This window comes from Acinetobacter sp. WC-743 (genome assembly GCF_000335555.1).
In the GTDB taxonomy this organism is placed as follows: Bacteria; Pseudomonadota; Gammaproteobacteria; order Pseudomonadales; family Moraxellaceae; genus Acinetobacter; species Acinetobacter bereziniae.
The window spans coordinates 102,776-115,881 of record NZ_AMFQ01000046.1; the positions used below are offsets into that span (position 1 = coordinate 102,776).

The 13,106-nt window shown below is 40.1% G+C and carries 12 protein-coding genes; 1 reads left to right on the plus strand and 11 read right to left on the minus strand.

Annotated features, from left to right (window positions below):
- Positions 1–44 precede the first annotated feature (44 nt).
- On the plus strand, positions 45–680 hold the full coding sequence (locus ACINWC743_RS07005; RefSeq protein WP_009584837.1) for a TetR/AcrR family transcriptional regulator: 636 nt from the start codon (positions 45–47) through the stop codon (positions 678–680).
- A gap of 111 nt (positions 681–791) precedes the next feature.
- Here the strand turns inward: ACINWC743_RS07005 and ACINWC743_RS07010 are convergent, their stop codons facing one another.
- The 11 genes from ACINWC743_RS07010 to ACINWC743_RS07060 all read right to left on the minus strand — a co-directional run.
- Positions 792–1,307: a hypothetical protein gene (locus ACINWC743_RS07010; RefSeq protein WP_009584909.1), complete on the minus strand. Its 516-nt coding sequence runs from the start codon at positions 1,305–1,307 to the stop codon at positions 792–794.
- Between the two features lie 120 nt (positions 1,308–1,427).
- Positions 1,428–1,844 (minus strand): lysozyme inhibitor LprI family protein, encoded by a 417-nt coding sequence (locus ACINWC743_RS07015; protein ID WP_009584875.1) that lies wholly within the window; start codon positions 1,842–1,844, stop codon positions 1,428–1,430.
- A gap of 366 nt (positions 1,845–2,210) precedes the next feature.
- Positions 2,211–3,482, minus strand: coding sequence for a Glu/Leu/Phe/Val family dehydrogenase (locus ACINWC743_RS07020; protein ID WP_009584842.1), 1,272 nt, complete (start codon positions 3,480–3,482; stop codon positions 2,211–2,213).
- A 36-nt stretch (positions 3,483–3,518) separates the two neighbouring features.
- A complete protein-coding gene (gene hutG, locus ACINWC743_RS07025) occupies positions 3,519–4,439 on the minus strand; it encodes a formimidoylglutamase (RefSeq protein WP_009584849.1) in 921 nt (306 codons plus the stop codon).
- Between the two features lie 33 nt (positions 4,440–4,472).
- The gene (gene hutI / locus ACINWC743_RS07030; protein ID WP_009584848.1) at positions 4,473–5,678 is read right to left on the minus strand and encodes an imidazolonepropionase; all 1,206 of its coding nucleotides are present in this window, start codon (positions 5,676–5,678) and stop codon (positions 4,473–4,475) included.
- A 51-nt stretch (positions 5,679–5,729) separates the two neighbouring features.
- The gene (locus ACINWC743_RS07035) at positions 5,730–7,142 is read right to left on the minus strand and encodes an amino acid permease (RefSeq protein WP_009584892.1); all 1,413 of its coding nucleotides are present in this window, start codon (positions 7,140–7,142) and stop codon (positions 5,730–5,732) included.
- 64 nt (positions 7,143–7,206) lie between these two features.
- Positions 7,207–8,745: a histidine ammonia-lyase gene (gene hutH / locus ACINWC743_RS07040; RefSeq protein WP_009584903.1), complete on the minus strand. Its 1,539-nt coding sequence runs from the start codon at positions 8,743–8,745 to the stop codon at positions 7,207–7,209.
- 89 nt (positions 8,746–8,834) lie between these two features.
- Positions 8,835–10,511 (minus strand): urocanate hydratase, encoded by a 1,677-nt coding sequence (hutU, locus tag ACINWC743_RS07045; protein WP_009584870.1) that lies wholly within the window; start codon positions 10,509–10,511, stop codon positions 8,835–8,837.
- Between the two features lie 238 nt (positions 10,512–10,749).
- Entirely contained in the window at positions 10,750–11,331 is a 582-nt protein-coding gene (locus ACINWC743_RS07050) for a HutD family protein (RefSeq protein WP_009584861.1), read from the minus strand.
- On the minus strand, positions 11,328–12,080 hold the full coding sequence (hutC, locus tag ACINWC743_RS07055; RefSeq protein ID WP_005030007.1) for a histidine utilization repressor: 753 nt from the start codon (positions 12,078–12,080) through the stop codon (positions 11,328–11,330). The genes ACINWC743_RS07050 and hutC overlap by 4 nt, the downstream gene beginning before the upstream one ends.
- 328 nt (positions 12,081–12,408) lie before the next feature.
- Positions 12,409–13,106 (minus strand): ShlB/FhaC/HecB family hemolysin secretion/activation protein (locus ACINWC743_RS07060; RefSeq protein WP_009584844.1); only part of this gene is annotated, 698 nt, incomplete at its 5' end.

Sequence of the window (13,106 nt, forward strand, 5' to 3'; positions counted from 1 at the left end):
TCTATTGTTTAACAATATTAAAGATTATTTGGTAGTTTTTGCCTATGCGTGAACAATTCAGTTTAAGCCGTGCTGAACGGCAACGATTACAGTTACAAGCAGAAATTTTAGAAGCAGCTTTTTTAGAATTTTCTGAACGCGGCTATCATCAAACAGCCATTTCAGACATTGCCAAACGGCTCGGTATTGGACATGGGACCTTTTATCGTCATTTTGAAAATAAGCGCGATATTCTCCAGCATGTCATTTCAGACACGATGCAAAAAATCATGGCGTTGTTGACTGGTGAGAATGCGCCTCAAGCTGTAAAAAATATTGAGGAATATCGGGAACAGTGTCAGCGTATTTCTGAACGTTTAAGAGCTTTTGCTCAAGAAAACCCACTCACCTTAAAACTAGTATTGCTCGAAGCAACATCGATTGATGCTGAAATGACACAGTTTATTCAAAATTTAATGCACATGGCTGGCATGCTTACAGCTGATTATCTTGAACATGGTGTGGAACAAGGCTTTTTTAGAGAAAATCTAGATTGTGAAAATACAGGACATAACATCATCGGTATGATCATGAATGGTGCCTTACGCTTTTTAGCCAATCCTGATGACTTAATTGGTTTAGAAAATTATGGAAATTCAATTATTGATTTAATTATCGGAGGCGTTGCTAAGGCTTCCTGAATAGCAATATTAAAAAACATGTCCAAATTAGACATTGCTTGATACGAGTCTGACAGCGCACCATCATTGAATGTTGCTGTCAGATCTCTGTCCTCTGTCAGTATTTGAAGCTCATAAACCATCTTTAGTCTGTTTACAGCCAATCACCATAATATTGGTAATGATGTCACCTGGACCAGTTAATGCCGTAATATTACATAGATATTGAGCACGCTCTTGTACAGCGTTTTGATAGTATCCAGTAGGTCGATATTGGTTTTCATAAATCGCACCCACAACACCTTGCCCTCCAGTTTGTCCAACAACCCGCTGACCTGCATATTCAGAGCCAGTTTGCACAAACTGTTGTACCACATGTTGAGAAACAATAGAATTTTCCCACATTGCTGAACCGCCTAATTTGCTGGCAGGAACTCGGTAAGTCGGTGAACCAAAAATATCAATCGCTTTGTTTACATGTTGCCCAACCAATTTATCAGCAGCTTGTTTTACTGGATTCGGTGTAGTTACACAACCACTGAGTGACAACCCCAATGTCAATGCAGCCAAAAGACCGATCAGATTGGGTTTCAATCGACTCAGTAACTGTTGAGGAACATGGTTTAGCGTTTGTTGTTTTATCCACATAAGAATTTCCTTTTATTCGCTTTTGACTTTACCTTATTGATCTGTATTCAAGATCATCCAATGACTTTTCACAAAATATTGCTTCGTTTTAGATAGAATTTAAAAGTCAGAAGCTCAATTTTATGGATCTAAATAATATTCAGCTCTCACCTTACCTTGCTCTAACTCAATCGCTCGTTCAGTCACTCGTTCAAGAAATTGCTGATCACAGTCTAATCCAGTCATTTTTTTACTAGATGTCGTTGGCGCATTTTCATCATCAAATGCAGTCTGATTACACTGATTATCTTTAAAGCTATGAATTGCTTGCCACTCTTTTTGTGCATCTAACAATCTTTTTTGTTCATTGGATGTAAGTGTTACCGACAGTTTTTGCTCAGCATTTTTTAACCTTTGATTCTGACCTTGGTACTCTACACTGATACATTTTTGCTTGTTGGTTGCTGTTTTAGCAGCATGCGTACATTCATCATATGTTTTTGAATATTGTAATGTCGGTGTAGCCGATAGTGCAGTTGCAACACTAGATAAACTCACAAATCCCCAAATATAGCCATTTTGAAAAGATATTGTTCATACAATTCACTCATTGATCTAAAAATTTTATTGAAGACATTTAAATGTATTGTTCATAGATTGGTTTATTTATACGCTAAATTTTAATTCATGTGAAATTGAAACTATAAATGAGGCAATCAGCATTCAACAAAATTTAAAAAATTAAATCTTAGCTCAATATTTTTTGCGATGATTTGGATAATTTGCTGCCTCAAAAATACGATTGTGTCTAACCCATCAGTTCAATAATTTAGGGGCATTAAGACTATTCCTGATGGCTTTATCTTCTTCAAAAAAAGAACTTCCATGTAAATACATAAAAGTTCTTTTTGATTGTGAATATCATTAGCCAGGGAAAATACCACGTTCGATACGTGCTTTTAAGATCCGTTCACAACCCAAAATAAATGCTGCCGTTCTTAAACTACATATTTTTTCATTTGAGGTATGCCATACATCATTAATCGCCTGAACCATTAACTTATCCAAACGTTGGTTAATTTCTTCTTCAGACCAAAAATAGCTCGACATATCTTGTACCCATTCAAAATAACTGACGGTGACACCACCAGCATTACAAATCACATCAGGTACAACCGTCACACCACGCTGAATTAAAATATCATCTGCTTCTGGATAAGTTGGACCATTTGCACCTTCTAAAACTAATTTTGCTGTTAATTTCTGTGCTCGCTCAACTGTGATTTGTCCTTCCAATGCAGCAGGAATTAAAATGTCCATCTCGACATCCCAAAAGTCCTCATCTGCAATTAACTGGCTATCGGTAAAATCTGCGACCCCTTGGTGAGTTTCCAAATGTTTTTTTAAACTTTCTAAATCAATACCTTCTGGGTTAAAAATGGTTCCAGTATGATCTTGGATTGCCACGATAAGTGATTGTGATTCTGCAAAAAGATAAGCTGCTTCACTACCCACATTACCAAAGCCTTGTACTGCAACTTTTGCACCTTTGAGTGGCAGCTTAATTTTTTCAGCGACCTCTCGACCAGTGACAAAGACACCACGACCTGTAGCTTTAATACGACCTAAAGATCCGCCCAAATGAATCGGCTTACCTGTCACAACGCCTGTGACAGTATGTCCCTGTCCAGATGAATAGGTATCCATAATCCAGCCCATTACATTGGGGTTAGTACCCACATCAGGTGCAGGAATATCTTTTTGTGGACCAATAATATGACTGATCTCACTGGTATAACGTCGAGTTAAACGTTCTAACTCACGCGGAGAAAGTTGGCGTGGGTCGACTCGAACACCACCTTTAGCACCACCAAAAGGTAGATTTAACACCGCAGTTTTAATGGTCATCCATGCTGAAAGTGCCATAACTTCATTTAAGTCGACATCTGGATGATAGCGAATCCCCCCTTTTCCCGGTCCACGTGACAAATTATGTTGTACACGGTACCCCTCAAAATGCTGAATCGTTCCATCATCCATCACGATTGGTACATCAACAATCAACGCGCGTTTGGGACGTTTTAATGTATCAATATAACCCTTGAGATGTTCTAAATAAGGCGTCACCCGTTCGATTTGTTCAAGATAAGTCGACCATGGACCATGATTTTGAGCAATATAAGATAAATTCGACATGTATTTTTTGTCCTTTTAATGCCTTATATTCAGGCATCAATCAAAAAGATAATTAAAAATAATATAAGCCGCTAATTTGGCAGTTCTGTTGTCCAAATCAAATTTTGGATTACACTCAGCCACATCAAAAACTTTAATTTTCCCAGAATTTTTAATGGCTTGAAATAAAGAATCAAATACTGATAAATCAATTCCTTTCACCGCAGGAGCACTCACACCTGGTGCGATACTGGCACTAAAGACATCTAAATCAACCGTGACATAAAGCACATCAACCTTTTCAATAAATTGATTTATTTTCAGTGTGATTGCATCCAAATTGCTTTCTCGTAATGCTTGATCATAAATATAGCGACAATTCAAACGATCTGCTGTTTCAAACAACACTTGAGTATTTGCATGTTTGGCAACACCAATACATAAATAATGAAATTCTTGCTGATATTGCGCTAATAAATGGGCAGCATTTAAAAAAGGTGTTCCCGAGCTTACATGTTCAGCTTCACGCAAATCAAAATGTGCATCAAAGTTGATAATGCCAATTGTTTGATTGGGTTGATGCTTCTGTAGATATTGAAATAATCCAGAAAAACTACCAAAAGCCACTTCATGCCCACCACCTAAAACGATGGGTTGGCTTCCAGAGGAAAGACAAACTTCAACCTGATCAGCCAATTCCGCCTGTGCCTTTTCAAGATCACCATCTACACACATTACTGTGCCCAAATCCGCGATTGAAAGCGCTTGATGTACGGGTAAATTTGCCAATTGGGCACGTATTGCATCAGGCGCATCTGCCGCACCCAAACGACCTTTATTGCGCTTCACACCTTCATCTGAACTAAAGCCAATCAATGCATAAGATGCATGAGCTTGAGTATTGATCACTTGATGGATACGCAAATGTGCTTCACCCTCACCATCGTTGCGTCCTTGCCATATAAATGAATGCTTCATAATAAATACAACTCTGTGAAAGTGAGCTTAGGGCTAAAATGAAACTTCTGTGCCATGTCGAATAATCCGCTTAGATAAATCACCACCCAGCCAGTAAACAATTTCAGAGGGATGCTCAATATCCCAAGCTATAAAATCGGCGAACTTACCTTGCTCCAAACTGCCGTGTGTGTCTTGCAAGCCAAGTGCAAAAGCGGCATTGATGGTGACTGCCGCCAAAGCTTGTTCAGGTGTCAATCGAAATAAAGTACTGCCCATATTCACCATTAAACGTAGGGACAGTGTTGGAGAAGTTCCTGGGTTTAAATCACTCGATAGTGCAATACGCACACCATGTTTATGCAGGCTATCTAATGGTGGATACTGGGTTTCTCTCAGAAAATAAAATGCGCCAGGCAAGAGCACTGCAACAGTTCCCGAAGCGGCCATCGCTTTGGCATCATCTTCGGTCATAAACTCCAAATGATCAGCTGAAAGTGCGTGGTAACGTGCAGCAAGGCTTGAACCACCCAAAGATGAAAGCTGTTCAGCATGTAATTTCACAGGAAGATTTAAGTGCTGTGCAGTTTTAAAAACACGCTCAACTTGAGCAGGTGAAAATGCCAAATGCTCACAAAAGGCATCGACGGCATCAACCAAACCTTCCTGCGCTAATTTCGGCAACATCTCATTGCAAATATACTCAATATAAGCATCACTTCGCCCCTGATACTCTGGAGCTAAGGCATGCGCAGCCAAACAAGTACTACGTACTGTCATTGGCAAAGCATCCGCGATTTGACGAATAACGCGAAGCATTTTTCGTTCATTTTGATAGTCCAGACCATAACCTGATTTAATTTCAATCGTGGTTACGCCATCTTTGAGCAAACATAGAACTCGTTTCAAGGCTGCATTCAAAAGCTCTGCTTCACTTGCTTCCCGCGTGGCACGAACCGTACTGGCAATTCCACCACCGCTGGCGGCTATTTCTGCATAACTTATCCCTTGTAAACGTTTTTCAAACTCAACGCTGCGATTCCCCCCAAATACACTATGTGTATGGCAGTCAATCAGACCAGGGGTTACCCATGCAGCATTGAGATCAATTGTCTCAGCATAATCATCTACAGGAACATTCTTTTGAGGACCAATCCAGTGAATATGTGGTCCTAAAGTCACGATTGCAGCATTTTCAATTATGGAATAATGCCCATTTTGCATGGTAGCGATATGACAGTTCGTCCAAAGTTTTTTCATTCACATTTCCTCATACTGCCTATGCAATGCCATGTATAAGCAGTTTCAGTATTAGCTTTCCATTTCAATGTTTTGTGCTAAGTTTGATTTTTCTTTGGCATTATTTCGCTTTGGCTTTACCCAGATCGTGTAAGCAACCCAAAGAATCAACAGCCAACTTGCACCGACATAGATCGCGGGTCTGGAGTCTGGAAAATACCCCATCATCAGTAAAATGAAGACCATGAATACAATCGCAAATGCAGGTGCATATGGCCAACCAATCACTGGAAAATCTAGAGCTTTAATTTCTGCTTTAGATAACTTGCGACGCATTGCAACTTGAGAAAGTAAGATCATCAACCACACCCAAACCGTTGCAAAGGTTGCAATCGACGCAATGATGATGAAGACATTTTCGGGAATCATATAGTTCAGTACCACACCGACAAGTAATACCCCTGCCATCACCACAACCGTCATCCAAGGCACACCATTTTTGGAAATTTTTTGAAAAACCTGAGGTGCTTGACCACGATTTGACATGCCAAACAGCATACGACCTGCACCAAACACATCACTGTTGATTGCAGAAATCGCAGCAGTAATCACCACTATATTTAAAATCGTTGCTGCTGATTGAATCCCTAGATTTTCAAAGATTTGAACAAATGGGCTGCCTTTGCTGCCAATTTGATTCCATGGGAAAATTGACATCAATACAAAAATAGTTAAAACATAAAATAATAAGATACGTACTGGGACAGCATTGATTGCACGTGGAATCGATTTTTTAGGATCTTCAGATTCACCCGCCGTAATTCCAATGATTTCAATACCACCAAATGCAAACACCACTACAGATAAACAGGCGATTAATCCTGCGATGCCATTAGGCATAAACCCCTCATGAATCCATAGATTTTGGATACCTGTGGTAAAACCGCTATGTTCAGCATGAAAACCATAGAACATCAGACCAAAACCACCAAGAATCATGGCAACAATTGCACTGACTTTAACGATGGATAACCAAAACTCAAGCTCACCAAAAACTTTGACATGTATCAGATTAATTGCACCTAAAAACATGATCAGTGACAGAATCCAGATCCAACGTGGTACATCGGGATACCAAAATCCCATATAGATGCCAAATGCAGTGACATCTGCCAAAGCAACAATGATCATCTCAAAGACATAGGTCCAACCTGTGGTAAACCCTGCAAGCGGACCAATATAATTAGATGCATATTCACTAAATGAACCAGATACTGGATTATGTACTGCCATCTCACCCAATGCTCGCATCACGATATAGATCGCAATCCCGGCAACCATATATGCAAGCAGTACTGATGGACCAGCCATTTTAATGGCTGTTGCAGACCCGTAGAACAATCCAGTTCCAATGGCTGAACCTAATGCTAAAAAACGGATATGACGGGTGTTTAACCCCCGCTGTAATGTGGAGTGCTGTGACATTATAATCTCCAATCCTTGAGGAAATTTAGATAGATGCGGCCACTCCATGTGGCCGTTTTATTGATCACACTTTAGACAAACTCGGTAATAGCTTTGGAATGATTAATTCGTTTAAGCAACCACTGGCAAGCAATTCACTCGCTTGTTCGATATCTGGAGCAAAGAAACGATCTTCACTGTAGTAAGGCACTTGATCACGTAGCACTTTGCGTGCTTGCTCAAGTTTTGGTGAACTTTTTAATCCTTCACGGAAATCAAGTCCTTGACATGCACCTAACCATTCAACTGCTAAGATACCGCGAACATTGTCCGCCATATACCACAAGCGTTTACCAGCATTTGGTGCCATAGATACATGGTCTTCCTGATTGGCAGAGGTCGGTAAGCTATCAACACTTGCAGGATGTGCAAGTGCTTTGTTGTCACTTGCCAATGCCGCGGCAGTCACTTGTGCAATCATAAAGCCAGAGTTAACACCACCATTGGCAACTAAAAATGGTGGTAGTTGAGACATATGACGATCCATCATCATTGAAATGCGGCGTTCAGACAATGAACCAATTTCAGCTATTGCAAGGGCTAAATTATCAGCCGCCATTGCAACGGGTTCAGCGTGGAAATTGCCTCCCGAAATCACATCACCTTCTGCGGCAAATACCAAAGGATTATCAGATACAGCATTTGCTTCGATCTCGAGTACTTCTGCGGCTTGACGTATTTGAGTTAAACAAGCCCCCATAACTTGCGGTTGGCAACGTAATGAATACGGGTCTTGAACCTTGCTACAATCTTCATGTGAATGGGCAATTTCACTCGAATCAGTTAATAAGTCACGATAAGCTGCGGCAACATCAATTTGACCACGTTGACCACGGACTTCATGGATGCGCGCATCAAATGGTGCCCGTGAACCCAACATTGCTTCGACACTTAAACCACCACATACAGTCGCTGCTGCAAATAGATCTTCTGCTTCAAATAAGCCTCTTAATGCATAAGCAGTCGAAACTTGTGTGCCATTTAACAACGCCAAACCTTCTTTGGCTGCTAAAGAAATCGGTTCTAAGCCTGCTTTTTTCAGTGCTTCAACCGCAGGTAACCACTCTCCTTGGTAACGTGCCTTACTTTCACCAAGTAAAACCAAAGACATGTGTGCCAATGGTGCCAAGTCACCTGAAGCGCCAACCGAACCTTTTAACGGAATATGTGGATATACTTCAGCATTGATCAAAGCCAGAATTGCATCGATCACCTTAGGACGAATACCTGAAAAACCACGTGCCAAGCTATTGGCTTTCAACAGCATGATTAAACGCACCATCGCATCATCTAAAGCTTCACCAACACCAGCGGCATGAGAAAGTACTAAAGAACGCTGTAATTGTTCTAAGTCTTCAGGCGCAATTTTTGTTGAAGCAAGTAAGCCAAAGCCTGTATTGATACCGTAAGCTGTACGCCCTTCATTGACAATTTTTTCGACACAAGCAACGCTCGCATTGATGCCTTCATAAGCACTGTCATCGAGTTTAACTTTGATTGGATTTAAATAAGCTTGACGGAGATCTGCAAGCGTAAGTTTGCCAGGTTGAATTAAAAGTTCCATTATTGACGTCCTGTTTTGCACTATATTGTTCGCTTACAATGCCTTTTGCTCAATTGCAAAAAGCATCGTAATCGGTATCCTTGTATTTTTTATTGCGTAATCATTGGCAAGTTCAAACCTTGCTCTTTCGCACAATCAATAGCAATGTCGTAACCAGCATCTGCATGGCGCATCACTCCTGTTGCAGGGTCATTGGTCAGTACACGAGCAATACGTGCTGCTGCTTCATCCGTACCGTCACACACAATCACCACACCTGAATGTTGAGAGAACCCCATGCCGACACCACCACCATGATGCAACGACACCCATGTTGCCCCACCCGCAGTATTTAACAATGCGTTGAGTAATGGCCAATCAGATACCGCATCTGAACCATCTTTCATGGCTTCAGTTTCACGGTTAGGACTAGACACTGAACCTGAGTCTAAGTGATCACGACCAATCACGATCGGTGCAGAAAGTTCTCCACTACGTACCATTTCGTTAAATGCTAAACCCAATTTTGCACGTAAGCCCAAACCCACCCAACAAATACGTGCAGGCAAACCTTGGAAGCTAATACGTTCACGAGCCATATCTAACCAACGATGTAAATGCTCATCATCTGGAATCAATTCTTTGACTTTGGCATCTGTTTTATAGATATCTTCTGGATCACCTGAAAGTGCAGCCCAGCGGAAAGGACCAATACCACGACAGAATAACGGACGGATATATGCTGGAACAAACCCAGGGAAATCGAAGGCATTTTCTACACCTTCATCTTGCGCCATTTGACGAATATTGTTGCCATAATCAAATGTAGGAACACCCATTTTTTGGAAATCCAACATTGCTTGCACATGCTTCGCCATCGATTGTTTTGCCGCTTTTACGACAAACTCTGGTTCAGTCTGAGCACGTTGACGATACTCTTCCCATGTCCAACCAATCGGTAAATAACCATTTAATGGATCATGTGCGCTGGTTTGATCTGTCACCATGTCAGGATGCACACCACGACGAACCAATTCAGGTAAAATTTCAGCCGCATTACCATGTAATGCAATTGAAATTGCCTTACCTTCTTGCGTGTATTTTTGGATACGAGCTAAAGCGTCGTCCAAGTCGGTCGCTTGCTCATCAACATAACGTGTGCGCAAACGAAAATCGATGCTGGCTTGTTGACATTCGATATTCAGTGAACACGCACCTGCCAATGTTGCAGCTAAAGGTTGTGCGCCGCCCATACCGCCTAAACCAGCAGTCAGTACCCAACGCCCTTTCAAATCGCCGTTGTAATGTTGGCGTCCAGCTTCAACAAAAGTCTCATATGTACCTTGTACAATGCCTTGACTACCAATATAAATCCAAGAACCAGCCGTCATTTGCCCATACATTGCTAAACCTTTGGCATCCATTTCATTGAAATGCTTCCAATTTGCCCAATGAGGAACTAGGTTTGAGTTTGCAATCAATACACGTGGTGCATCTTGATGAGTTTTAAATACACCAACGGGTTTACCTGACTGTACCAATAGTGTTTCATCAGTTTCTAAATTTTTAAGTGTTTCAACAATCTTGTCAAAACATTCCCAGTTGCGCGCGGCACGACCAATACCACCATACACAACCAATTCTTTCGGGTTCTCTGCGACATCAGGATCAAGATTGTTCATCAACATTCGAAGTGGAGCTTCAGTCAACCAGCTTTTTGTATTGAGCTTTGTACCACGAGGCGCGCGAATCTCTACATCACGAAATTTTGTTGTCGTTGTTGTCACAATAGGACTCCTTCCTTTGAGTTTAAAACAGTGAATGAAATCACTTTCACTGTATAGCAATGTATCAACTTGTATATACATCTATATACTACACAAATCTCTAAACTTGAAAAGATGATTTTTAAAATATTTTGCAAAAAAAGATTTAATTGACTGAATTTATTCAAAATTATTTTTTAATAAAAATAAAAACGCATACAACTTCAAGTTGAATGCGTTAAAACAACATCAATAAAATTTAAATTTTTGTGAGTTGTATTAGACAAGTTTGAGGCAAAAACTGTGGATTCAAAATCATTATTTTTGCTAAATTTTCATGTTGTATTTTTAGACAATTCTGATGCTGTAAATAAAAAATCTTTTCATCAATCGTGACTTCTAATGGTTTGATTGACTGATTAAAAACAAAAATAAAATCTGAAGAAATGGGAATTTCCAAGCGTTCTTGAGTAAAAATCCATTGATATTGTGCCGATATTTTTTGGGGATCATAGATCAAATTAAAATCTCGAATTTGACCCGCCAATAATTCACAATACACCTCACTTTCACCATTAAACGAAACACTTTGAAGCGTATGCAAATATTTGAGTTCACTATCAATATTCAGCGAAATTCCTTGACCTTCCAATACTGTTAAAAACCGCTGCATTCCATTGAATTTAGAGAAGCTTCCAGCGCTTTTGATATCTGCCATCGAAATGCGCCACTCAAACTCATCCAAGCTTTCTCCTAAACTACGGGCAATTTCAAGCGTATAACCTTCACCGTTTTTCCAACGCATTTTTTTATAGTGCGGTATTTCTAACAGCTCGATCATTGAGTAAATTTACCCTCAAGATAATAACGGCTTCCCGGATAGATTAAACGGGCACTTGAAATCAACTGTTTATTTGACCATGTTCTACGACGAATCAGTAAACATGGTTCTGTTTTATTAATTTTCAACCACTTACATTCTTGTGCAGATGCCAAAATCGCAGTTACCACATGCTCACCTTCTGTAACAGGTGCTTTTGACATTAAATACGCATTCGGGGTAATCGCTTTGAAGTCTTGTGCAAGATAATCAGGAATCAGAATAGGATCAACCAAACGATCTTCAATTTGCACAGGGATGTCATTTTCATAATGTACGATGATAGAGTGGAATAACTTTTGCCCCTCACGAATTTGCATCAAACGACTTTGCTCTGTATTGGCTTGTATCTGTTCGAGCACCAAGACCTCCGCATGGTGTTTATGATTTCTTGCAATAATTTCTTCGGCGATATTATTGACATGAAATAAAGCAGTACGTCCCTGACCTTCAGCAACAAAAGATCCAACACCTTGTATACGTACCAATAAACCTTCGCTGGTGAGTTCACGCAAGGCACGGTTCACAGTCATACGGCTACAACCGAGTAAATTAACCAATTCACTTTCAGAAGGAATTTTTTTATTGACTGTCCATGTTCCTTCATAAATTTTTTGTGAAATCATTTGTTTCACACGCAAATACAATGGAACAGGACTATCTTCTTCTAGTGATAAGTCTAAATCCTTGTGCTTTGACACTCTTGACATTGACTAAAACTCATACAAAATATATTAAATCATTGTATATGGTCACAACCTTGTTTGTATATACAAGCCTATACAAATAATTATGATAAAAATATCTATGTCTAAATGAAGATTCTGATTTTTACATGTCATTGCTATCGCGTGGCAACATGGATGCCGTCCAATGAGGGGCTACAGAGGTACATGAGCAAGAAACAAAGCATTGCTTTGTTTGCAATGCCAGAGTGAGACATCGTCTATGAAAAGCGATTTAAACTTTATATGTATCGTGTGATATTCAAGCTTTATCGGCAAAGGAGGCTTTTGCCTCCTTATTTATCCAATCAAATTAAAAGGTCTTTCTTAAACTCAACCAATATTGTTGATTATCTCGATTCTTGAGTTGTTCAGGTGTGCTCCCTATTGGAAATGCAACTTCGGCATTGGCTTGGATATTCCATAAACTGCTCCAGTTTAAGCCTAATCCAGCACTGCTGATTTGTACTTGATTGTCGCCTGTGACTCCTGCCCAACGTTGCGCATTTAAGGTTACTTCTGCTGTATCCACAAAAACTTTACCAGTAAGCTGATGTTTGGCATTTGCAAATAAGCTTTGTCGCAGTTCTGCTGTGGCTAAATATCCAGTCGAACCTGCGAATTGGCTAGATTCATTACCGCGAACATTAAATGGACCGCCTCCTAAATATTGTTCTGCACTATCTAGATTATAAGGGCTATATTGACCATAAATCCCCAAATAACCTTGTGTACCCTTGCCACCCAGATTTTGTAGACGTGAAAGATTGAGTGTTGCAGTGTAGTAATCTCCTGCTGTTTTTGCTGTTTGGCTATCTAAGGCAGCAGCATCATCATTTTTAAATTTCACACGACCATAACTCGTTGAAGCACCATATTGGGTTAAACCTCCCCCCATGAATTGATCAAACTGAGAGCCATCCAATCGAGCAGTCACCACATCAATATTGCGATGTTTATCGTATTGGTTCAGTTGAATATCATCTTTTAGTTGTTTATGGTCATATTGTA